17 protein-coding genes are annotated in these 23,403 nt (G+C 69.1%); 8 read left to right on the top strand and 9 right to left on the bottom strand.

The window, feature by feature from the left end:
- Window positions 1–75: 75 nt before the first annotated feature.
- On the bottom strand, window positions 76–1,281 hold the full coding sequence (locus tag ACFPLC_RS05820) for a low temperature requirement protein A (protein ID WP_378188905.1): 1,206 nt from the start codon (window positions 1,279–1,281) through the stop codon (window positions 76–78).
- A gap of 118 nt (window positions 1,282–1,399) precedes the next feature.
- Between ACFPLC_RS05820 and ACFPLC_RS05815 the strand changes: the two genes are divergently transcribed.
- The 4 genes from ACFPLC_RS05815 to fxsT all read left to right on the top strand — a co-directional run bounded on the left by ACFPLC_RS05815 (window position 1,400) and on the right by fxsT (window position 9,368).
- Window positions 1,400–2,299, top strand: a complete 900-nt coding sequence (locus ACFPLC_RS05815) for an effector-associated domain 2-containing protein (RefSeq protein WP_378188904.1) — start codon at window positions 1,400–1,402, stop codon at window positions 2,297–2,299.
- Between the two features lie 80 nt (window positions 2,300–2,379).
- A complete protein-coding gene (locus ACFPLC_RS05810; protein WP_378235724.1) occupies window positions 2,380–3,885 on the top strand; it encodes a VMAP-C domain-containing protein in 1,506 nt (501 codons plus the stop codon).
- A 52-nt stretch (window positions 3,886–3,937) separates the two neighbouring features.
- The gene (locus tag ACFPLC_RS05805; protein ID WP_378235723.1) at window positions 3,938–4,927 is read left to right on the top strand and encodes an AAA family ATPase; all 990 of its coding nucleotides are present in this window, start codon (window positions 3,938–3,940) and stop codon (window positions 4,925–4,927) included.
- A gap of 1 nt (window position 4,928) precedes the next feature.
- A complete protein-coding gene (gene fxsT / locus ACFPLC_RS05800; protein ID WP_378188901.1) occupies window positions 4,929–9,368 on the top strand; it encodes an FxSxx-COOH system tetratricopeptide repeat protein in 4,440 nt (1,479 codons plus the stop codon).
- Window positions 9,369–9,373: 5 nt separating this feature from the next.
- Here the strand turns inward: fxsT and ACFPLC_RS05795 are convergent, their stop codons facing one another.
- The 3 genes from ACFPLC_RS05795 to ACFPLC_RS05785 form a co-directional block, all read right to left on the bottom strand.
- Window positions 9,374–11,179 carry an HEXXH motif domain-containing protein gene (locus ACFPLC_RS05795; protein WP_378235722.1) on the bottom strand — a complete coding sequence of 602 codons (1,806 nt, stop codon included), beginning with the start codon at window positions 11,177–11,179 and terminating at the stop codon, window positions 9,374–9,376.
- A 3-nt stretch (window positions 11,180–11,182) separates the two neighbouring features.
- A complete protein-coding gene (locus tag ACFPLC_RS05790) occupies window positions 11,183–11,377 on the bottom strand; it encodes a hypothetical protein (RefSeq protein WP_378188897.1) in 195 nt (64 codons plus the stop codon).
- A gap of 96 nt (window positions 11,378–11,473) precedes the next feature.
- Window positions 11,474–12,646, bottom strand: a complete 1,173-nt coding sequence (locus ACFPLC_RS05785; protein WP_378188896.1) for a TetR/AcrR family transcriptional regulator — start codon at window positions 12,644–12,646, stop codon at window positions 11,474–11,476.
- A gap of 150 nt (window positions 12,647–12,796) precedes the next feature.
- On the opposite strand from ACFPLC_RS05785, the gene ACFPLC_RS05780 reads away from it, so the two are divergent.
- The gene (locus ACFPLC_RS05780; RefSeq protein ID WP_378188894.1) at window positions 12,797–14,008 is read left to right on the top strand and encodes an acetyl-CoA C-acetyltransferase; all 1,212 of its coding nucleotides are present in this window, start codon (window positions 12,797–12,799) and stop codon (window positions 14,006–14,008) included.
- Between the two features lie 9 nt (window positions 14,009–14,017).
- Window positions 14,018–16,189, top strand: a complete 2,172-nt coding sequence (locus tag ACFPLC_RS05775; RefSeq protein WP_378188893.1) for a 3-hydroxyacyl-CoA dehydrogenase NAD-binding domain-containing protein — start codon at window positions 14,018–14,020, stop codon at window positions 16,187–16,189.
- A 49-nt stretch (window positions 16,190–16,238) separates the two neighbouring features.
- Here ACFPLC_RS05775 and ACFPLC_RS05770 read toward each other — a convergent pair whose 3' ends face one another.
- The 4 genes from ACFPLC_RS05770 to ACFPLC_RS05755 form a co-directional block, all read right to left on the bottom strand.
- Window positions 16,239–16,544, bottom strand: coding sequence for an antibiotic biosynthesis monooxygenase family protein (locus ACFPLC_RS05770; RefSeq protein ID WP_378188891.1), 306 nt, complete (start codon window positions 16,542–16,544; stop codon window positions 16,239–16,241).
- Window positions 16,545–16,586: 42 nt separating this feature from the next.
- Window positions 16,587–18,632, bottom strand: coding sequence for an MMPL family transporter (locus ACFPLC_RS05765; protein ID WP_378188890.1), 2,046 nt, complete (start codon window positions 18,630–18,632; stop codon window positions 16,587–16,589).
- A gap of 114 nt (window positions 18,633–18,746) precedes the next feature.
- Window positions 18,747–19,412: a response regulator gene (locus ACFPLC_RS05760; protein ID WP_378188889.1), complete on the bottom strand. Its 666-nt coding sequence runs from the start codon at window positions 19,410–19,412 to the stop codon at window positions 18,747–18,749.
- 7 nt (window positions 19,413–19,419) lie between these two features.
- Window positions 19,420–20,487 (bottom strand): sensor histidine kinase, encoded by a 1,068-nt coding sequence (locus ACFPLC_RS05755; RefSeq protein ID WP_378188888.1) that lies wholly within the window; start codon window positions 20,485–20,487, stop codon window positions 19,420–19,422.
- Between the two features lie 87 nt (window positions 20,488–20,574).
- On the opposite strand from ACFPLC_RS05755, the gene ACFPLC_RS05750 reads away from it, so the two are divergent.
- Window positions 20,575–21,060: a DUF3761 domain-containing protein gene (locus ACFPLC_RS05750; RefSeq protein WP_378188887.1), complete on the top strand. Its 486-nt coding sequence runs from the start codon at window positions 20,575–20,577 to the stop codon at window positions 21,058–21,060.
- 86 nt (window positions 21,061–21,146) lie between these two features.
- Window positions 21,147–22,559: an MFS transporter gene (locus ACFPLC_RS05745; protein ID WP_378188885.1), complete on the top strand. Its 1,413-nt coding sequence runs from the start codon at window positions 21,147–21,149 to the stop codon at window positions 22,557–22,559.
- Here ACFPLC_RS05745 and ACFPLC_RS05740 read toward each other — a convergent pair.
- Entirely contained in the window at window positions 22,556–23,362 is an 807-nt protein-coding gene (locus tag ACFPLC_RS05740) for an SAM-dependent methyltransferase (RefSeq protein ID WP_378188883.1), read from the bottom strand. The two genes, ACFPLC_RS05745 and ACFPLC_RS05740, sit on opposite strands and share 4 nt — an antisense overlap.
- Window positions 23,363–23,403: the final 41 nt, after the last annotated feature.

Genomic DNA, 23,403 nt, shown 5'->3' with positions numbered 1-23,403 from the left:
TGTGGCCCTCCATCCCGTTACCTACTCGCGAGTAGGTTAACCCGGGAGGCGGGTTAACGCCAGTGTGGGGGTGGGTTACGGATGCGCGATGTGCACTTTTCTGCGCCACTCGCCGAACCGGATGCGCTCGAAAGTGATGAGTCCGAGCACCAGGGCGGCCACGACCAGCAGCAACGCCGCGGCGGGCACGTGCTCCAGCAGCGGTGTCGCCGCGACGAACAGGAGGCCGAGGACGAGCCGCTGGACGTTCCAGCTGCCGAGGTTGCGCTTGCGCAGGGCGCTCAGCGCGATCAGGTAGAGCGCGAGGCCGCCGGTCAGCGTCCAGATCGGCACGCCGTGCAGTGCCTCTCCGGGCGTGTGGTGCTCGGTGTCGGCGATGTAGAGGAAAGCCTTCTTCAGCCCGAGCGCGACCAGCACGATCCCGGCGATCAGCGGCAGGTGCAGGAAGGTGTAGGAGTCGGTGGCGAGCTTCGTGCGCTCGGTCCCGGTGGCCTGGGTGAGCCGGTGCTCGGACACGCGCGCGACGACGTCGAAGTACGTCCACCACATCCCGGCGGCCAGCGCCAGCCCGCACACGGCCGCCCCGGCGACCAGCCACGACATCGGCAGCGCCCCGATCCCGATCCCGATCGCGACGATCGATTCGCCGAGCGCGATGATCACGATGAGCCCGAACCGTTCGGCGAAGTGCGCCGGAGCGTTGAGCCGCCACCCGTCCGGCCCGGCGAGGTAGACGTTGAGGTAGTCGACGACCAGCGCGACCACCCACAGCCCGAGCTGCCACGGCCCGCTCAGGAAGGCGGCAACGCCGAGCAGCCCGACACTGGGCAGCAACCCGACGAACATCTTGAGCAGGACTTTTTTCAGGGCGGGATCGTGTTGCGCGGCCCCGAGGTAGGCGACGAGGTGCAGCAGTCGCACGAGGGCGTAACAGACAACGAACAGAGCGGGCGCATACAGCCCGCCGGGATGATCGACAAAGGCTTCCGGGATGGTCAGCGACACCAGGAACATGACGGCCATCGCCCCGAACATGGCCAGCCGCGCGATCCCGTGGTCGACGTGGATGGTGTTCCCGAGCCAGGCATAGGAGCACCAGCACCACCACAGGACGGCGAGCATGGCGACGCCCTGCCCGACCCCGACGGGGCTCAGACGGTCGGCCATCAGCTGCGTGGTCTGGGTGATGGCGTAGACGAAGACCAGGTCGAAGAAGAGCTCGATGGTCGAGACGCGGTGGTCCTCGTCCGCGTTGACCAGGTGCAGGCGTGTCGTGGGCACGCCGAATTATGGACGAAAACATGTCAACAGGCTTCGGTTTTGTCGTAACGCCCTGCGCGAACATGGCCGAGCGTGCATGGGTCTGGGACAATGAGCGACGGACGTGGGGAGGTGGGCCGTGCATTCCTATCCGGCCGCGCTGCACCGGACGATCATGGCCGTGGACGTCGCCGGATACAACGATCCGGGGCGGACCATGCTCGACCTCAATGAGGTGCACGAAGGACTCTGGGCTGTGCTCAAAGGCACGTTCGCGGAAACCGGCATCCCCTGGGATGTCTGCTACGTGGAGAACACCGGCGACGGCGCGATGATCCTTCTGCCGCCCGACATCGCGAAGGTCGATCTCGTCGCCCAGCTGCCCGAGCGCATGCAGGCCGAGCTGCGCCGCTACAACTCCGTACGTTCGGCGGGAGCCCGGATGCATCTGAGGCTCGCGCTGAACGCCGGCGAGGTGCAGCAGGCCAGTCACGGCTCGGTGAGCAAGGCGGTGAGTTTCACGTTCCGGCTGCTCGACGCGCACGAAGCGAAAGCCGCGCAGAAAGCAACGGGTGCGAAGCTGGCGGTCATCCTCGCCGACTCTTTCTACCAGGAGGTCGCGCTGCAGGACCCGGCGGCGGCGCCGGGCGAGTACCGGAAGATTTCCGTGGCGGTCAAGGAAACCACCTCGATCGCGTGGTTGCGCCTGCTGGCTGTCCCCGCGTCGTCGCGGACCTGGGCGGGGTCGCCGTTTGTCTTCTCCGCGCTGGTCGACGCGCTGATGGCGGTGCCGTGCGTGCGAAACGCGGAAAACCGCCGGCTTCTGCTCGAAATGTTCCCGCGCCGGGAAATCGCCGACCAAGTCCCCTACCAAGCGCAGGACAGACTGCACGTCATCGCGCTCGCGCGAACCTGCCAGCGCTTCCCCGGTGGACTGAACGATCTCCTCGACGTGATCAGGATCCTGGATCCCGATTCGCCGCAGGTCAAGTCGCTGGCCTCGCTCATCGCGGACTGGCCCGAACCTCCGATGCGCTGATTCTTGTCCAACTTTTGGCTCTTCTCCGATTGGGCCGGATGGGTAAACTCACGATTTCCCGGGCACGGACGACGTGGGAGGTGGATCGTCAGGTGTCGACGGGTCTGAGCCTGCCGGGGCTGGCGATCGAGGCGCGCAAGGCATTGGTGGATGTCCTTGTCGAAGCCGGTTTCGACGACCGGTCGGCTCGCTCACTGATGGTGAGCGAGTTGCGGATCGCGCTTCGCCGACCGTTCACCGTGCCCGACCAGCTGACCCCGCGTGACCAGTTGATCGAAATCGTCGGTGTGTGCAGCCGGCTGGAAGAGGGGATGGGCGCACTGGCCTCGGTCCTGGAGTTGATGCGCCCGGGCAGCCCGGAATGCGTCAAAGTGCGTCAGCTCGTTGCGTCGCTGCCGGCGCGTGACCTCTTCCCGGAAGCTCAACAGGACGAGCTGAAAGCGTGGCTCGATGGACTGGTGCCGGAGCGCCTGCCGGTGCTGGTGAGCCGTGCGGCCCGCCACGCGGCCCAGACACCCCCTCGGTTCGACGAAGCCTGGGCCGCGTTCTCCTACCTTGCCGACCTCAACTCCCCGCCGGGCGAACTGCCTCCGGCGTTGGTCTTCGTCGAGCTCTTGGCTGCCGCCTGCGAAGAGCCGCGCCGGGCATGGCTCAGGGAATGGTCTTCAGGTCAGGCCCGCAGGTTTCGGCTGGAACAGGCGTTGCGAGAGCTCCGCTCGGACGCGGAGGGCGCGGAGCCCGGCCGGGACAAACTGCACTTGATGATCGTGATCCAGCCGGACGCAATCGACCTCGACCGCTTTCAGGTTTGCTCCTGGCGGCAGGACGAACCGGACGAGTGGCCGCCCGCGCGTGGGGAGACCGCCTCGGTCAGTGCGGCGGAGCTGGAGGAACACGTCGACGGGATCGTCGCCGAAGCCGAGGAGATCTGGTCCGGGCGGATGGCCGACGTGGTCCTCGAATTCGTGCTTCCTCGTTCCCTGGTGAACATTCCCGTGCATTCGTGGTCCGCGGAGCTCCGTTCGGGTGATCCGCAACCGTTGTCCTTGTCCTATCCGATCGTCATCCGGTCGTTCGAGCGAATGGCGTACCCGCGCTGGCACCGCCGCTGGCGGCTGCGCTGGCGGAAACTGGTGTCGGAGGCCGCCCTCGAGCACGTGTATTTCTGCCGGGAGCGAGACACCGAAGAGCGGTTTCGGCTGGACGCAATCCTCGGTGATCAACGGTGGGTGATGATGGTTCTCACCGAATCGCCGCCGAGGCGACCGGTGCCGGGACAAGATCAGCTTCTCGCTGCGCTGCGAGCGGGACTTCCGGCGCTCGTCTGGCATCCCACGGCCACCCCGGATGTCTTGCGGCAGGTGGTATCCTGGCTTGTCGAAAACCAGGGATTGGGGGAGTTGCCGGCGCGGACCCAAAGGTCCCGTCAAGCGGTTTTCCAGAACCGGCAGGTACCGTTCGATCTCGACGTTTTTCGCGATCTGGTGGTGTTGTGGGACGATCCGAGCAGACTCGTCTTCCTGGGCGGCACGGCGTCCCACCTTGCGCAGGGGGGATCCGCCGATGACCGCGACGAGGCATCCTGACGGTCCCCCCGATTGGCGGATTTATCACGGTACTGGCCGTCCGATTCCGGAAGTGGATCCCCTCCAGCGACTGCCACCGCCGCCGCCTTGGCGCACGTTCGAGGGTGGCACCTTGCCGGACGTGGAGATCACTCCGCCGGACGACGGCGAAACAGCGCGCCGGCTCGGCCGGGAATACCGCTTGGCGGAAGACGTCGTCAACCCCGACGAGGTCGAAATCGTCAACACCGCGTTGCTCCTGCGCCGGCCACTGCTGGTCACCGGACGCCCGGGAAGCGGCAAGTCCGCCTTGGCCTACCGCATCGCCCGCGAGCTGGGCCTCGGGCGTGTGCTGCGGTGGTCGATCACTTCGCACTCCACGCTGAAATCCGGCTTGTACAGCTACGACGCGATCGGGCGCGCGCAGGCGCGGCCGGCGTTCGCCGGAGGCCTTGACGCGGGCCAGGACGACCTGCCGATCGGCGAGTTCGTGCGACTGGGCGAACTGGGGACGGCGTTCCTGCCGCGGCGGCGACCGCGGGTGCTGCTGATCGACGAACTGGACAAGTCCGACTCCGACTTGCCCAATGACCTCCTCGAGCTGTTCGAGGCAGGCCAGTTCGCGATCGAGGAGCTCGCGCGAGCGGCGCGGCGCACGCCGACCACGGAAGTCTTCACCGCCGATCCGGAGGTGACGACGGAAATCGTCAAGGGACGCGTGGCGTGCCGCGCTTTCCCGGTCGTCATCATCACCAGCAACGGCGAACGCGACTTCCCGCCGGCGTTCCTGAGGCGCTGCTTGTCCTACGAGATTCCCGAACCCACCGCCGAGCAGCTGGCAGCGATGGTCGCATCGCATGCAGTCGATCCCGACAACCCCGAGCGATCATCCGCCATGATCGCGGATTTCGTCGCGCGCAGCCGTGAGCGTGGCGGAATTCCGGCCGACAAGCTGCTCGACGCGGTGTTCCTCGTGGCGTCCGGCATCACCCGCGGGGACGAACGCACCTTGACCCGGATCCAGGACGCGCTGTGGCGGCAGCTCAACCAGACGGTGCAGTGAGATGGGAAGCGGCACCGGTGGTGTTCCGGACGCGGACGGCTTGAGCTGGCCGGACCTCGCTGATGCCCTGTACTTGATGGCGGTGCGGGAAGGGGCGGGTCCGCTCGCCCCCGAATCCGGTGGCGCCGAACCGGCCGGGCCGCGGCGGGTTCCTCGGCACGACGACACGACCGGCGCCCTGTCGGTGCCGTCACCGAGTCACGAACAACCGGACGGCAATGCAGCGGAAGCCGAGCGGGGGGTACCGGAAACCGGACCGCCGGAGCACGACGTGTCCGCGCGGAACGCGGTCAACGGCCGCGGCGGCTTCGGCTACCGGCGGCGAGCGGAACGGCGTACGGGAGCGGCCGGGTCCGTCGGAAGTGTGCCCTATCCCATGGACTCGGCCCTGGTCTCCACCGCGGAGCTCCTGCGTGCCCTCCGCCCGATCAAGCGAAAGGTCCCATCGAACCGACCTGACGACGTGGAACTCGATGAACCGGCTACGGCGGAACGTGCGGCGGAGACCCGGGAATGGCAACTGGTCACCAGGCCGCGGCGCTCACGATGGCTGGACCTGACTCTGGTCATCGACGCGACACCCTCGATGGCGCTGTGGCGTCCTACGGTCACCAGGCTGGTGGCCCTGATCCAGTCCTCCGGTGTCTTCCGCTCGGTTCAGCAGCGCAGGCTCGACACTGCGAAGGCGGGGCGTAGTGAAGACGGCACCACCGCCGGACCGGTGCTGCACGGCGGTACCCCGGACTCGCCTGCCCGGCGGCCGTCGGAGATTCTCGACCAGTCGAAACGACGGCTGGTGCTGGTGCTCACCGATGGGTTCGGCGACGCGTGGCGCAGTGACCTCGTCTCGCCCGTGCTGGCCGAATGGGCCAGAGAGATGCCGGTGGCCATCCTGCACCTGCTTCCGGAACGGATGTGGGACAGGGACGGGCCGGAACTGCACCGAAGTGAATTGACCGTCCACAAACCGCTCGAACCCAACGGTGGTTACCGGCTGAAATTGACGGACGAATGGGTCGATCCGCCCCGGTATGCCGAACTCGCGGAAAACGCCATACCGATTCCCGTGCTGGAACTGTCGCCCAGGTGGTTGCACTGGTGGTCGGCGATGATAGCCAAGGGCGGCCGAGACCTGGCCGCACGGGTCTACCTCGCGCGGGAGAAGCCCGTGCCGCCCCGCGAAGAGGAATGGCCCGATCCGGTGATTCCACCTGCGTACGAACGGGTGAAACTGTTCAGGAGCATTGCGTCACCGCCGGCGTACCGGCTCGCCACGCTGCTCGCCGCGGTACCTGTTGACGTCGGGACGGCTCGGCACCTGCAGAAGAAACTGGTGCCCGGCTCGGAGCCCGCTCACCTGGCGGAAGTCTTCACCAGCGGGTTGCTGCAGCAGCCTCGGAGCGGCATCGCGTGGGACGTGGCGCGATGGGAAATCCCCATGCAGGTCCGGGCTCATCTGCTCAGTGGGGCACGTCGGTCGGAGACTGCGGAGGCGATCGAGGCCGCCTACCGGCACAGTGGAGACAATGATCCGGGGCTGGCGCGCCTGCGCGAGGCCGTGGCCGAACCGGACAGCACGGTCGACCCCGAAACGACGGTAGTCGGGGCCGGCGAGGTCGATCTGCAGAGGGTGGTGATGAGCGCCATGTCGGGTCCTTATGCGTCGAGAGCCGCCAGACTGGCTGGTCAGGTCGGTGCGGAAGTGGATGTGACCCGCGCGACATCATCCATTGTGGACCCATCTAGGATCGAGCCGGTGAGCGAGACGATGGCCCCCGCCTCAGAACGAGCCCCTTCGACCTCGAACCCGCCCGAGGCGGTACCGCAGGACGTCGACCCGCCAGGGGGTGAAGCGAACCAGAGGACCGTGCAAGCGCTGGTGGGAGTGGAAGAAACCGAGCGCCATCCGAGGAGACCGGCGGACGAAGCGCCACCAGTGTGGGGGATGATCCCGCCTCGAAACTCCAATTTCACCGGAAGAGGTGAACTGCTCGACCAGTTGGCGAAGCGCCTCGAAGCGGGCACGACTGCGGTGCTCCCCGCCGCGCTCCATGGAATGGGTGGTATCGGAAAAACTCAGATGGCGGTCGAATACATATATCGCCACCTGCCTGACTACGATATCGTTTGGTGGATTCAAGCAACCCAGCCGACGCAAATTCGTAAATCACTCACTGAATTGGCTCAGCGGCTGAAGTTGCCCAATTCTGACGAAGCCATCACGGCCGTTCCGGCGGTGCGTGAAGCACTCCGGCGCGGGCGGCCGCACGACCGGTGGCTGCTTGTCTTCGACTCCGCGGAGGACCCGGACACGGTCCGCGCCTTCTTCCCGCAAGGGGGGAAAGGCCACATCCTGGTGACCTCCCGCAATCCCGACTGGGCCGGGATCGCGCGTCCGCTCGAGGTCGCTGTGTTCCGGCGGGCCGAGAGCAAGCAGCTTCTCGGACGTCGCGGGCCAGTGCTCGATGACGCGGACGCGGACCGGATCTCCAGCAAACTGGGCGACCTCCCGCTGGCGGTCGAACAGGCCGCCGCCTGGCTGGCGGAAACGGGAATGTCCGCCACCCAGTACCTCGAACTGTTCGACAGCAAAGTCGCCGAGTTGCTGGACACCGCGGCCCCGCGCGACTACGAGCTCTCCGTGGCGGCGGCTTGGAACGTGTCCTTCGACGAGCTGAAGACCCGCAGCCCGGCGGCGCACCAGTTGCTGCAGGTCTGCGCGTTCTTCGCGCCCGAGCCGATCGCCCGCAGCTTGTTCTCCGGTGTTCGCGGGGTGTCTGTGGCACCGGATCTCGACGCTGCGCTGCGCGACCCGATCCGGCTGGCCCGCGCCGTTCGCGACATCAACCGATACGGCCTCGCCAAGATCGACCACCGTGCCGACACGCTCCTGCTCCACCGCCTGGTTCAGCTGGTGCTGCGCAACCGGATGGACGAACGGCACAGCATCGAAATCCGGCACGGAGCACACCAGCTGCTCGCGAACCTCGACCCGAACGACCCGGCGTCGCCCCGGCACTGGCCGCGTTATCAGGAGATCCTTCCCCACATCTACGAGGCTGATCTGGCCCGGTGCAACGACCCCTGGGTCCGGCAGCTGGTGGTGAACCTGCTCCGGTTCCTCTACCACTGGGGCGACCACCAGGGTGCACTCGCCCTTGCCGAACACGCTGTCACGGTGTGGGAGCAAGACCGCCGTGAACGGGCGGCGCGCAATGAGCCGCTGTCCGAGGACCAGCTGCTCCGCGAACTCGAGGCGTCCGAACGGCTGGCGTTCTACCAGTGGGTGGTGGGCCGGTACACCGACGCCGCCGACACCATCGACCGGACGCTGGCGTCCTACAACGAGACGCTGGGCAGCGATCGCGAAGAGACGCTCAACGCCCAGGTGACGAACGCGCTGATCCTCAAGGCGAACGGCAAGTTCGCCGACGCGCGCCGCCTCAACGAAGAAGTGCTGACGAAGGCCAGCAACCTGTTCGGGCCGGAAGAGCCGATCACGCTGAACGCTGCTCACGACTGCGTCGTGTCCCGCCTGCTGACCGGCGACTACCAGGCCGCGCGTGCACTGGCCGAACAGACCTACGAGCGGCGCATCCAGGTCTTCGGCTACGACAACGACGCCACGTTGTCGACCCAGGTGCTCCTGGTGATCGCCCGGCGCGAGCTCGGCGACTACCCGTGGGCCAGGGTGGAGCAGGAACACATCACCAAGCGGGCGTTGTCCTTCTACGGCCGGGAAAGCGTCGGGACCCTCCGCCGCCAGTACCACCATTCGGTCGCCTGCCGCAAGGATGGCGACCACAAGCAGGCTCTCGCCCTGTCAGCGGAAGCGTTGCGGCTGTTCCGGATCCGCTACGGCAACACCCACCCGAGCACGATGGCCTGTGCTTTGGGCCAGTCCATCGACCTGCGCCACGCGCGAGAATTCGCGGAGGCCCGCCGGCTTGGTGAAGAGGTGTTCGACCTCTACCGCGAAAGCGTGGGCGAGAACCACCCGCACACGCTGTCCGCCGCGGTCGACCTCGCGGTGACCATGCGCCTCAGTGGCGACCCGACCAGTGCGCGGAAGCTCGACGTGAAGGCTCTGGGCAAGCTCCGCGAGGCACTCGGCGAGGACCACCCGCACACGATCGTTTGCGGGATCAACGTGGCCAGTGACCTGTTCGCACTGGACCGGATCGAAGAGGCGGCGGAGATCGACGCCGACCTCGTCGAACGGGCTACCCGTGTCCTCGGGCCGGAGCACCCGACCTCGCTCGCGGTCCGGCTCAACCGGTCATTGGACCTGCGTGCGCTGGGACGCACCGAGGAAGCCGACGAACTGTTCGAGGCCGTGAAGTCGGGGTACCGCCAAACGCTCGGCTCAGCCCACCCGGGGACAAGGGCCGCCGCGGTCGGGATCCGGGCGGATTGCGACATCGACCCGATGCCGCTGTAGCGGGGTCAGTGGACGGACCGGCCCAACCAGCCGGCGACCGCTTCCAAGGAAGCGTCGCTGTCAGAGCGGAGCTCGCGATGCACCGCCCGGACCAGCTCCGGGTGGTGCATCAGCGCGCGTGATGCCGGTCCGGTCGTCCACGACGAAAGGGCGACGGCGAGTCCGGCGAGTGCGGCCGAGTTGTCCGGATCGGCCACCAGTTCGGCCCGGTAGCCGTCGATCGCTTCTTGAAGACGTCCTCCCACGAAGGCGATGTCGGCCGGCGTCGCGCCGGGGACGGCCGAGCCGTCCGAGGACAGCGTGGAAGCCCCGTTCTCCCTCATGCGCAGCCGGATGAGGTCCAGCCTGGCGTCCGGCCACGTGCCGTCGGGCACCGGCGTCGGCTGCCGGTCCGCCGGGATGTGCCCCGTCCACCGGCGGCCGGCGCGCCACGCCCCGACGAGTTCCGCGACCGTTTCCGGAGCCGGGCGCAGGTGGCGGAGGCGCCAGCCGACGTAGTGGTCGGCCATGGCGTGGTTCGCCCACTTCCGAGCTTCCGCCGCGATGGGGTCGTCCTGCCAGGGGGCCAGCTCCGCTGCGATCCCGCGCAGGAACCGGCGCCCGGCGGTGGTGAGGACGTCGTCGCCGCTGACCGCTTGGAGGGTGCGCCATGTCTGGGTCCGCCACAGCGCGAATTCGAAGCACGCGCGCGGATTCTCCGGCTCATCGCGAGCCAGGGCGCGCCAGAAGGCCGTTACCCCGAAGAACGCGTAGATGCCGTGGATCACGCCGCCGATCGGACGCGGGTCGTCGCGCCACGGCGCATAAAACCGCTCTCGCGCGTCGTCCTCGTGCAGGTGCGTGAGGTGTTGCAGACCACCGAGGCGGATGTGGTGCACCTCGTGCACGAGCGCTTCCGCCAGTGCTGCGGGGTCTTCGGAGTACGAGATGATCGCACTGCCGAAAGCTTCGCCCGTCGACGCGCTGGGCAGCCGGAACGGGACAGCGGGAGCCGGGACGATGGATTCGAGGCTTTCCGGCAACGTCTCCGCGACCGCTGGGACATGGGTGACGAGCAGCGTCCACGCTTGTTCCAGGGCTGTCCGCCACGACTCCACTTCGAGGGCGGTGAGCCGGTGCGGCAGCTGGGGTTCGTAGAGACCGCGATAAGGATCGGCATCGTCGAGCCGAACCGGGAAGCACCGGTCTTGCGCCCACGACACCGCACTGCGCAAAGGGTGCCAGCGGCGATCGTCGTCGGCGGTTCGAACCCAGGAGTTCCCATCACCGAGTTCCACGACGCCGTCGTGTCCGCGCGCCACGGCGACCGAAAACTGCCGCCCGGTGCCCAGTTCGGCCACGCCGAGGGTGGGCAGGGAAACGGTTCCGGACCAGACCGGTACCTGTATCTCGAATCGGATGCCGGCCCGGATTGCCGCGGCGGCGGCGAGGCAGTGCACGTGCCCGACGTGGACCCACAGAGGGCACACGCCGGACACGTCCTGGCGGTACAAACGGGTTGTGTAGCCGACCCAGGTACCGGTGTAAGGATGGTCGAGAATCCGCTCCACCGCGGCAGGATCCGCGTGCTGGGCCCGGGCAAGCAGTTCCCAAGCCGATTCCGGAGACGGGAGCGGGTCCAACAGGTCGGCCGATTTCGTAGTTTCGTCAATCAACGCACGCATGAGCAGCAGTCTTCTGCTCCGCTCGGCGTCACGCAGGTGCCGGACGAGGGCCGGCTCACTCCGGCCTCGGGCGAGGGCATCGAAATCCGACCACGACAGACGGTGCGGGCTCAGCGCTGGGGTCGAGTCGTCCGCTGGGAGGACCATGCGTCAGTCGACTCGCTTCACGCCGGCGCTGCCACTGGCGGTGACCGGAATATAGGCGACGCGTTCGACCGCATGTCGTAACGCCTTCCGCAATCCGCCGTGGTCCAAAGTGCGCAACTTGGCCAGTGGGATGCCGTTTACGTCGAGGAGTTCGGACTCGATTTGCGGTTCCGTGCTCGAGCGCGGTAGCTGCGTCACGATTTCCCCTCTCTCAGGGAGAACGGACCCCCGTCGGCCCGGTTTCAGTGTCCCGCATTTCCCGCGGTTGCGACAGGGACCGGCGTGGTGCGCTGATCAGGCGACGCCGAGAGCCGTGTGCAGCAGCGTCGTCAGTTCCGCTTCGAAGTTCGGCCTCGACGCCACCCGGCGGGTGCGGGCCAGGTCGTTCGCGATGGTCAGCGCCGCGTGGACCGTGATTTTCGCTTCGCGCGGGGGCAGCGAAGGCCGGACCGCTGACAGCAGCGTCACCCACTGGGCCACGTAATCCCGCTGGACCCTCAGCAGGTCCACCTTGTCGCGGTCCGGCATGGTCACCCGGTCTGCCGAGAACGAAACCAGGAGTTCCGGCGTGTGCAGGATCGTGTGGACGTAGGAAGCCGCCAAGCGGCGGAGGGCTGAGCGCTCGTCGGACGCCTGCAGGGCGCGCTCCGCGGCCAGGGCTAGGCGGTCTGCCGCTCGGTGGCCGATGGCCACCATCAATGCCGCCTTGCTGGGGAAGTGGCGGTAGACGCTGGGCCCCGCTATGCCCGCCGCCGCTCCGATGTCCTCCATGCTCACGTCGTGGAAGCCTCGCTGGGCGAACAACGTCGTTGCCGCCGCCAGGACCTGCTCGCGGCGGGACGGTGTTCCCAGGCTCACGGCCGCCGAAGGTGGGGGTGCGGACGGCGAAGGCAGTGTGGTGTTCAGCACATCCAGGGCCAGCTCGACCAGTAACTGAGCGAAGCGGCGGCGGGTCACTGACGTGTGGTGGACCGACACGCTGCCGAACACCGACAGCGCCGCCCAGCAGAGGAGCTCCGCGTCCTCCGCCGGCAGCTCCGGGCGGCGGGCCTGGAGGGCCTTCGACCAGGCCGCCAGTGTCAACAGCGACCTGCGGGCGATCTCGCGCTGGTCCTCCTTCGGGAGATGACCTCCCTCCCAGCGCCACAACGCCGCGATTTCGCGGCGCTCGACCGCCTGGGTCGCCAACAGGCCCAGCAGCAGTTCCAGCTGGTCAGCAGGGGGAACCGCGTCCGACAGGGCCTCCGCCGTCGCCGTCTCCATCTCCTCGAAGCCGCTCAGGACCACGTACGCCAGGATTGCCTGCTTGTCCGCGAAGTGCCTGTACAGCGCCGGCCCTGTTACGCCCGCCGCGTCCGCTATGTCCTTGATCGATACCCCGGGGAAGCCCCGGGCGCGGAACAGCTCCGCGGCTACCGCGGCCAGCTGGGCCTTGCGGTCGCGGGGACGGGAGCTGCGTTCGGTCATGGTGAGTGAACGATAGCGGCTCATGGCACAGCTGCAAGCCATTGACACCATGGGGTTATCCGGAGATATGTTAATGGCCATTAGCCCTACTGGCCGGTATCATCGGCCACGGCACGACGACGTCCGATCCCGCTCGCGAGGAGTTGTTCAGTGAGTAGCGAGGCCTACATCTACGAGGCGATCCGCACGCCTCGCGGCAAGAACAAGGGCGGTGCCCTGCACGGCACCAAGCCGGTCGACCTGGTGGTCGGCCTGATCAACGAACTGAAGGTCCGCCACCCGAACCTCGACCCCGCCGCGATCGACGACATCGTGCTCGGCGTCGTCTCGCCCGTCGGGGAGCAGGGCGCCGTCATCGCGCGCACCGCCGCTCTCAACGCGGGCCTGCCCGAGACCGTCGCCGGCGTGCAGCTCAACCGCTTCTGCGCCTCCGGGCTCGAGGCCACCAACACCGCCGCGCAGAAGGTGCGCTCCGGCTGGGACAACCTGATCATCGCCGGCGGTGTCGAGTCGATGTCGCGCGTGCCGATGGGCTCCGACGGCGGCGCGCTGTTCATGGACCCGGCCACCGCGTACGACAACTACATCGTCCCGCAGGGCACCGGCGCCGACCTGATCGCGACCATCGAGGGCTTCTCCCGCGAGGACGTCGACCGCTGGGCCGTCCGCTCGCAGGACCGCGCCGAGGCGGCCTGGTCCGGCGGCTACTTCGCCAAGTCCGTCGTGCCGGTCAAGGACATCAACGGCGTCACCGTCCTGGACCACGACGAGCACCGCCGCCCCGGCTCCACCGTCGAGGGCCTCGGCAAGCTCAAGCCCGCCTTCGCCGGCATCGGCGAGCTGGGCGGCTTCGACGCCGTCGCGCTGCAGAAGTACCACTCGGTCGAGAAGATCAACCACGTCCACACCGGCGGCAACTCCTCCGGCATCGTCGACGGCGCCGCGCTGGTGCTGGTCGGCTCCGAGCAGGTCGGCAAGACCTTCGGGCTGACCCCGCGCGCCCGGATCGTGGCGACCGCGTCGATCGGCTCCGAGCCGACGATCATGCTCACCGGGCCGACCCCGGCCACCCAGAAGGTGCTGAAGGCCGCGGGCCTCAAGCCCGAGGACATCGACCTGTGGGAGCTCAACGAGGCGTTCGCCTCCGTCGTGCTCAAGTGGATCAAGGACCTGCACCTCGACGAGGAGAAGGTCAATGTCAACGGCGGCGCGATCGCCATGGGCCACCCGCTCGGCGCCACCGGCGCGATGCTGGTCGGCACCGTGGTCGACGAGCTGGAACGCCGCCAGGCGCGCCGCGCCCTGGTGACCCTGTGCATCGGCGGCGGCATGGGCGTCGCGACCATCATCGAGCGGGTGTGAGGACTCCAAATGCCTGAAAGCAAGACCATCCGCTGGGAACAGGACGAAGACGGCATCGTCACCCTGACCCTCGACGACCCGAACCAGTCGGCGAACACGATGAACGCCGACTTCCGCGAGTCGCTCGGCGTCACCGTCGACCGCCTCGAAGCGGAGAAGGACAACATCACCGGCGTCGTCCTCACGTCCGCCAAGAAGACGTTCTTCGCCGGCGGCGACCTGAACGACCTCATCCAGGCCAAGCCCGAGCACGCGGTCGAGCTGACCGAGGGCAGCACCCTGATGAAGGGGCAGATGCGCCGCATCGAGCAGCTCGGCAAGCCGGTCGTCGCGGCGATCAACGGCGCCGCGCTCGGCGGTGGCCTGGAGATCGCGCTGGCGACGCACCACCGCATCGCCGCCGACGTCAAGGGCAGCCAGATCGGCCTGCCCGAGGTGACACTGGGCCTGCTGCCCGGCGGCGGTGGCGTCGTGCGCACCGTGCGCCTGCTCGGCATCCAGAGCGCGCTGCTGAACGTCCTGCTCCAGGGCCAGCGGCACCGCCCGGCCAAGGCGCTCGAGCTGGGCCTGGTCCACGAGCTGGTCGGCACGGTCGAGGAGCTCGTCCCCGCCGCGAAGGCGTGGATCAAGGCGAACCCCGAGGGCGGCGTCCAGCCCTGGGACGTCAAGGGCTACAAGATCCCCGGCGGCACCCCGTCGAACCCGAGCTTCGCGGCCAACCTCCCGGCGTTCCCGGCCAACCTGCGCAAGCAGATCAAGGGCGCGAACATGCCCGCGCCGCGGGCGATCCTGGCCGCCGCGATCGAGGGCGCGCAGGTCGACTTCGACACCGCCATCCAGATCGAGACGCGCTACTTCATCCACCTCGCCACCGGCCAGGTCTCGAAGAACATGACGAAGGCGTTCTTCTTCGACCTGCAGACCATCAACTCGGGCGGCTCGCGGCCGGACGGCTTCGAGAAGTACACGGCCAAGAAGGTCGGCGTACTCGGCGCGGGCATGATGGGCGCCGCGATCGCGTACGTCTCGGCGAAGGCGGGCATCGACGTCGTCCTCAAGGACGTCTCGCTCGAGGCGGCCGAGAAGGGCAAGGGGTACGCGGAGAAGCTCGAGCAGAAGGCCCTCTCGCGCGGCAAGACCACGCAGGAGAAGTCGGACGCGCTGCTGGCGAAGATCAAGCCGACCGGCGACCCGGCCGACTTCGCGGGCGTGGACTTCGTGATCGAGGCCGTGTTCGAGAGCGTCGAGCTGAAGCACAAGGTGTTCGGCGAGATCGAGAGCATCGTCAACGCCGACGCGGTGCTGGGCTCCAACACCTCGACGCTGCCGATCACCACCCTCGCCGAGGGCGTGCAGCGGACCGAGGACTTCATCGGGATCCACTTCTTCTCGCCGGTGGACAAGATGCCGCTGGTCGAGATCATCTGCGGCGAGAAGACGTCACCGGCGACGCTGGCCAAGGTCTTCGACTACACGCTGCAGATCAAGAAGACCCCGATCGTCGTCAACGACAGCCGCGGCTTCTTCACCTCCCGCGTGATCGGCACGTTCATCAACGAGGCCGTCGCCGCGCTGGGCGAGGGCGTCGAGCCGGCGTCGATCGAGCAGGCGGGTTCGCAGGCCGGCTACCCGGCGCCGCCGCTGCAGCTGATGGACGAGCTGACGCTGACCCTGCCGCGCAAGATCCGCAAGGAGACGAAGGAAGCCATCGAGGCGGCCGGCGGCACCTGGAAGGCGCACGCGTCGGAGGCCGTGATCGACCGGATGGTCGAGGAGTTCGACCGCAAGGGCCGTTCGACGGGCGCGGGCTTCTACGAGTACGACGCCGAAGGCAAGCGTGTCGGCCTGTGGCCGGGCCTGCGGGACGCGTTCAAGTCGGGCTCGGCCGAGGTGCCGTTCGAGGACCTCAAGGAGCGGATGCTGTTCGCCGAGGCGCTCGAAACGGTGAAGTGCTTCGACGAGGGCGTGCTGACGTCGGTGGCCGACGCCAACATCGGCTCGATCTTCGGCATCGGCTTCCCGGCGTGGACCGGTGGCGTCATCCAGTACATCAACCAGTACGAGGGTGGCCTGCAGGGCTTCGTCGACCGGGCCCGCGAGCTCGCGGCCCGGTACGGCGACCACTTCGAGCCGCCTGCTTCGCTCGTGGAGAAGGCCGCCAAGGGCGAGATCTACGAATAAGCGCTGACGAAAACGGGCCGTTCCCCGCGCGGGGGACGGCCCGTTTCCGTCACAGGGCGACGGCGACTTCCGCGTGCTGCACGCGGTCGTCCCAGCGGCTCAGCGCCCGCCGCCCGGCTTCTTCGACGCGCGCTTCTTCGTAGCTGTCTCCGGCGAAGCCGCGTACGGCGTCGAGGTCGGTGAAGAACGTGATCGAGGTGAACTCGACCTCTTCGCCCTCCGTCCGGCGCAGCAGCCGGGCCCCGCGAAAACCCGGTAGGTCCCGCAGGTGCTCCGCCACTTCGGTCTCGTAGTGCCGCTGGTAGTCGTTGGCCGTCGCGGCGGGCGCCCAGCCCCGCCAGGTGCGTGCGATCATCCGGTTCCCCTGTCCGTGAAGGACTGCCGACGGTACATCGGCTCAGGGCTCCAGCGCGAAGTGCGGCAACCGGCGGTCCAGCCACCGCGGCAGCCACCACGCCCTCGCCCCGAGCAGCCGCATGATCGCCGGAACCACCAGGCAGCGGATCACCAGCGCGTCCAGCAGCACCGCGACCGCCAGGCCCAAGCCGAACTGGGCCAGCATGCGGGACGGGTCCAGCAGGAACGCGCCGAACACCAGGACCATGATCGCGCCCGCCGCGGTGATCACCGCGCCCGTCGAGGCCAGGCCTTCGCGCACCGCCAGCTGCGCGTCGCCCGTGCGGCGCCACTCCTCGTGCATCCGCGACACCAGGAACACCTCGTAGTCCATCGACAGCCCGAAGACGATCGCGAAGATCATCACCGGGACGAACGCCTCGATCGGGCCCGGCTGGGCGCCGAACCAGCCGTCGCCGAACACCAGGGTCATGACGCCGAGGGAGGCGCCGATGCTCAGCAGGTTGAGCAGCGCCGCCTTGAGCGGGATCAGCGCCGACCGGAACACCACCATCAGCAGCAACGCCGACAACCCGACCACGACCAGCACGAACAGCGGCAGCCGGTCCGCGACGGCATCCGCGAAGTCCGTCGCGGCCGCCACCGAACCGCCGACGAGGTAGTGGCCCGGCAACGTCGGCAGGACCTCGGTGCGCAGCCGCGTCACCAGCTCTGCCGTGGCCTCGTCCTGGGGTGACGTCGCCGGGAACGCGAGCACCGTGCGGCCCACCGGCGGCAGTGCGCGGGCGATCCCCGGCGTCGACGCCAGTTTCTGCTGCAGCGCAAGGGGGTTGCCGTCCTCGGCCACCACCGCGAGCGGCCCGGTGAAGCCCGGGCCGAAGCCCTCGGCCAGCAGGTCGTAGGCCTTGCGCGTGGTGGAACCGGCCGGGTCGGCGCTCGCGTCGGCGAACCCGAGCCGCATCCCCGCGGCCGGAATGGACAGTCCGATGAGGACGATCAGGCCGATGGCCAGCGGGGCCACGGGACGGCGTTGGACGCCGTCGGCGAGGCGGCGCCACGCCTTGCCGTGTTCGCGCCGGAGCGCGTGCCGGCGGATCCCGCGCTCGAGCCGCCTGCCGAACAGCGACAGCAGCGCGGGCATGAGCGTGACGGACGCGACCATCGTCATCAGCACCGTGAGCGCGACGGACAGCGCCACCCCGCGCAGCCCGCCGAGCCCGAGCGCGAGCAGGCCGAGCAGCGCGATGATCACGGTCGTCCCGGCGAACAGCACCGAGCGTCCTGCCGTGTCGAGCGCCCGGCGAGCCGCCGCGTCACGGCCGTGGCCGGCGAGGATTTCGGTGCGGTAGCGGGAAAAGATCAGCAGCGCGTAGTCGACGCCGACGCCGAACCCGACCAGCATCATCAGCGGCGCGGTGTAGCTCGCGATGTCGACGAAGTGCGAGACGACCGTGATCACGCCGAGCGTGCTGCCGACGGCGAACACCGCGGTGATGACCGGCAACCCGGCCGCGAGCAGCGAGCGGAACAGGAACACGAGGATGACCAGCGCGGCGAGCAGGCCGACGCCTTCCGCCGGACCACCCCCGCCGGAAATCCGCTCGATCGGGTCCCCGGCGAGCCCGACCTCGACCGGCCCGGCCCGCTTCGCGGTGTCGGCGAACTTGACGATGTCGTCGTAGGGCAGTTCGGTCGAAGCGGCATCGAAAGTGACGGTGACGTAACCGATCCGTCCGTCGGGCGAGAGCGTCGTCTCGGACACCGACCGCACGTGCGGCAGGGACCGGACCTCGCCGAGCATGGCGTCGATCGGCGCGCGGTTCGCGGCGAGCCCGCTGTCGGCCTTCAGCACGATCTGTGCGCTCGCGCCGGATTGCGCGGAGTTCTCGAGCAGGTCCACGACCTGCTGGGATTCGGTGCCGGGCAACGAGTTGTCGTCGTGGAACGCGCTGCCGGCCAGCTGCGAAGTGACCGTGACGCCGATGAGGACCAGGCCCCAGAGCGCGACGGCGAGCCACCGGTGGCGCTGTGCCCAGCCGGCCAGCCGCGCCAGGCCGCCCCCGGTCGTACGAGTGATGGTGTCCATGGTGGACAAGGATTCGCGAGCGGGGCCCTACCGCGCGTCGCGCAGCGGAGGACACTTCGCGTGCTCCCGGCGGTGTCCCTTAAGGCCGTTCCCGTACACCCGGGGGAGTACGGGTCAGGGCGCCAGCCACCTCGGCGTCACCGCGCCGGACTCGTAGGCGAGGACGACCAGCTGCGCCCGGTCGTGCGTGCCGGTCTTGGTCATGATGCGGCTGACGTGCGTTTTCGCCGTCGCCGGGCTGAGGGTGAGCTCGCGGGCGATGTCGTCGTTCGACAGCCCGGCGGCGACCAGGGACAGCACTTCGCGTTCGCGGTCGGTGAGCCGGTCGAGCGCCGGGGACGGCGCCGGGCGGGTGCCGCGGGCGGCGAACTCCGCGATCAGCCGCCGGGTGATCGACGGCGCCAGCAGCGCGTCACCGCGGGCGACCACGCGCACGGCGTGGATCAGCTCCTCGGGCTCGGTGTCCTTGACCAGGAACCCGCTCGCGCCCGCCCGCAGCGCGCCGTAGACGTCTTCGTCGAGGTCGAACGTGGTGAGGATGACGACCTTGGTCCGCACGCCGGGGTCTTCGAGGAGGTGCCGGGTGGCGGCGAGGCCATCGAGCACCGGCATCCGGATGTCCATCAGCACGACGTCGGGGTGGTGGTCGTGCGCGGCCTGCAGCGCCTCCCGCCCGTCGGCGGCCTCGGCCACGACGGTAATGTCGTCTTCGCCGTCCAAAATGGACCGGAAGCCGGCGCGGACCAGCCGCTGGTCGTCGACGAGCAGGACCCGGATCATCGGCCCATCATCGCACCGGCAGCCGCGCCTGCACGCGGTAACCGCCGTCTTCGCGCGGCGCCGCGGTCAGTTCGCCGCCCAGCGCCCGTGCGCGTTCGGCCATCCCGCGGATCCCGTTGCCCGCCGGGGCCGGGCCGCCGCGGCCGTCGTCGTCGACCTGGACGGACAGTGCGTCGGCGCCGTAACCGAGCCGGACGACGACGGTCTTCGCGCCGGCGTGCTTGGCGACGTTCGTCAGCGCCTCCTGCACCACCCGGAACGCGGCGTGCTCGACGTCCGGCGGCAGGTCACGGGCGACGCCGTCGATCTCGGTGCGCACGGTCAGCCCGGACGCGCCGACCGATTCGGCCAGCTCCGCGACCCTCGACAGCGACGGCAGCCCGGTCTCGCGGAGCATGCCGAGCGTCGCGCGCAACTCCTGGAGTGCGGTCTTGCTGGCGTCTTTGATCGCCCCGAGTGCCTCCTCGGCCTGTCCGGGGTCACGCCGGTGCAGCGCGGCGCCGGCCTGGACGTTGATCAGCGCGAGGTGGTGGCCGAGGACGTCGTGCAGCTCGCGGGCGATGCGCAGGCGCTCGTCGGTGGCGCGCGCCCGGGCTTCGGCCTCCTTGGTGCGCTCGGCCTCGGCGCGGTAGTGCGCGACGGCGCCGCCGGCGACCAGGGCGACGAACCAGCCGGTCATCAGGAAGAACGCGAAGTTGTCGACGTGCCGTCCGGTCCGCGAGCCGATCTCGCCGGCGGTGACTCCGGCCATCGCCGCGACGACGAGCAACGCGGCCCCGCGGATCCGCCCGGCCGCGGCGGCGTTGTAGAGCGCGTAGGCGAAGGCCAGCAGGACGAGCCCGTCGGGATCGGTGAGGGGGTAGTAGAGCGCGCAGCAGACCAGCGTGAGCGCGGCGACGCTCAGCGGGTAGCGGCGCCGGAAGAAGACGGCGGCGCAGGCGAGGAGGGTGAGGACCCAGCCGATGGCGGCGTGGTGAGCGGGCTTGGCGCCGTCGTTGAGGACGGTGAACAGCGAGCCGACGAGCACCGCGACGACGACCGTCACCTCGGCCGCGTACCGCCGTAACCAGGACATGCACCGGAGTCTAAGCCGCCGCGCTTGTAACAACGGGTGGCTGCGCGCCGACTACGCGGCATTGTTTCGTGGCGCTAAGGAGTCTCGGTGAACAAGAAACTGGCGTGGGTCTTCGCCGCGGGTGTGCTGGTCGCGGGCTGTGGCACCGGCGCGGTGTCGCCGCAGAACACCGGGCACCTCGGTGTCGTGGACGCTCCGGCATCGACCTCTTCGGCGCCCGCGTATTCCGTTCCGGTCACGACCGAGGCGCCGCCCGCGACTTCCGAAGCGCCGAGCGCCACCAGCGTGCCGACGACACCGCAGGCCGCCGCGCCGAAGGTGGCGCCGACCACGGCGAAGCCCTCAGCGCCGAAGACCACCGCGCAGGCCGCGCCGAAGACCACCGCGCAGGCCGCGCCCAAACCGGCCGAATGCGGGGCCGACTATTACCGGAACTCGGACGGCAACTGCGTCCACCGGCCCAGCGACAACCCCGCGGGCGCCACGGCCCTCTGCAAGGACGGCACCTACAGCTACAGCCAGCACCGCTCGGGGACCTGCTCCGGCCACGGAGGTGTCCGCACCTGGCTGTGACGAACCCGCCACTCGGACGGAAACCCGTCACCCCATGGGTACAGTGCACGAAGTTGCATGATGCGTACTAAGTACCCACTGGGGGTGTGGCGGTGTCCCGTTCCGCGTCGTCGAGTGGCGCGATCGTCGTGGTGCTCGCCTCGTGCGGGCTCGTCGCGTCGTTCATGCAGACGCTGGTCGTGCCGCTGATCCCGGTCTTCCCGCGGCTGCTGCACGTCCCGGCGGCCGACGCGTCCTGGGTGGTCACGGTGACGCTGCTGGCCGCGTCCGTCATCACGCCGGTCAGCGGACGGCTCGGCGACCTCTACGGCAAGCGGCGGATGATCCTCGTCAGCCTCGCCCTGCTCATCGCCGGCTCGGTCGTGTCCGCGACGACCAGCGCGCTCGCGTTCCAGATTCTCGGCCGCGGGCTGCAGGGCTGCGCGATGGGCGTGATCCCGCTCGGCATCAGCATCATGCGCGACGAACTCCCGCCCGAACGCGTCGGCGGCGCCATCTCGCTGATGAGCGCGACGCTGGGCGTCGGCGGCGCGATCGGGCTGCCGGTCGCGGCCGTCGTCGCCGAGAACGCCGACTGGCACGTGCTCTTCTGGACCGCCGCCGGGCTCGGGCTGGCCTGCGCGCTGCTCATCCTCACCGTGGTGCCCGAGTCGCCGCTGCGGACGCCCGCGCCGTTCGACTACTTCGGCGCGTTCGGACTGGCCGCCGGGCTCCTCTGCCTGCTGCTGCCGGTGGTCAAGGGCGGCACGTGGGGCTGGACCAGCGCGCCGACGCTCGGGCTGGCCGGGGCCGCCGTCGTCGTCCTGCTCGGCTGGGGCGCCTACCAGCTGCGCCGCCGCGACCCGCTGGTCGACCTGCGGGTCTCCGCTCGCCGCCCCGTGCTGTTCACGAACCTCGCGTCGATCATGGTCGGCTTCGCCCTGTACGCCATGGCGTTGTCGTTCCCGCAGCTGCTGCAGGCGCCGGCGTCGACCGGCTACGGGCTCGGCCAGACCATGGTCGAATCCGGCCTCACGCTGGCCCCGAACGGCCTGGTGATGATGCTGCTCTCGCCGGTTTCGGCGCGGCTCATCGCCCGGTTCGGCCCGCGCCCGACGCTGATCAGCGGCGCGCTGGTGATCGCCGCCGGGTACGCGTTCGCGATCGTGCTGATGGACAACGCGGCCGAGCTGATCACGGCGTCGGTGATCATCGGGGCCGGCGTCGGCATCGCGTACGCGGCGATGCCCGCGCTGATCATGGGGTCGGTGCCGGTCACCGAAACCGCGTCGGCGAACGGCCTGAACTCCCTGATGCGCTCGGTCGGCACGGCGATCTCCAGCGCGGTGATGGCGGCGATGCTGGCCCAGCTCACGATCAGCGTCGGCGGCCTGCCGGTGCCGTCCCTGTTCGGCTTCCGCGCGACGTTCGCGGTGGCCGCGTTCGCCGCGCTCGCGGGGGCGCTGCTGGCGGCGCTGGTCCCGCGGACGCGGACCGCGCCGGAGCTGGTCGCCGCCTAGTTCTTGCGCGCCACCAAGGCCAGGCCGCCGCACTCTGCCGGGTTCGGCGGCATTTCCGCGGGGTCGTCGGGCCGCCACTCGGGGATGAACACGATGCCCGGGTCGACGATCTCGAAGCCGTCGACCAGGGCGCGGAGCTCGTCGGCCGAACGCGGTGTCACCGGGTTCGCGCTCTTCTGGTACATCGCGACCGCGCGGGCGGTGTCGTCGCTCTGCTGCTCGTAGGTGGCGGACGACAGGGCGAGGTAGCTGCCGGGCGCGAGCGCGTCGCGGTAGGCGGCGATCAGGCCGGCCGGGTTGCGCTCGTCCGGGATGAAGTGCACGAACAGCGCCATCACCACCATCACCGGCTGGTCCAGGTCCAGCATCATCTCGGTGATGTCGTGTTCGAGGACGTCGTCGGGGAACTCGGCGTCGGCGTGCACCATGGCCGCGTTCTCGTTGTCCTCAAGCACGATCTCGCTGTGCGCCACGGCCACCGGCTCGTTGTCGACGTAGACGACGCGCGCATTGGCGTCGACGGCCTGGGCGACCTCGTGCACGTGCCCGACGGTCGGCATGCCGGAGCCGATGTCGAGGAACTGCCGGATGCCCTGGTCCATGCCGAACCGGATGGCGCGGCGCAGCCACTGGCGGTTGAGCCGCGCCCGCTCGCGCGCGTTCGGCTGGGCGGCCAGCACCTGTTCGGCGAACATCCGGTCGACGGCGTAGTTGAGCTGGCCGCCGAGGATGTAGTCGTACACGCGCGCGGCGTTGGGCTTGTCGAGGTCGATGCCCCGCCGCGCGTACTCGTCTTCGCTCATCCGCCGCTCCCCGGAGTCAGGTGTGCAGCGAGAATAGCCGC

Source organism: Amycolatopsis plumensis (assembly GCF_042652605.1).
Taxonomy (GTDB): Bacteria; Actinomycetota; Actinomycetes; order Mycobacteriales; family Pseudonocardiaceae; genus Amycolatopsis; species Amycolatopsis plumensis.
This window is presented reverse-complemented; position numbering and strand designations above follow the sequence as displayed.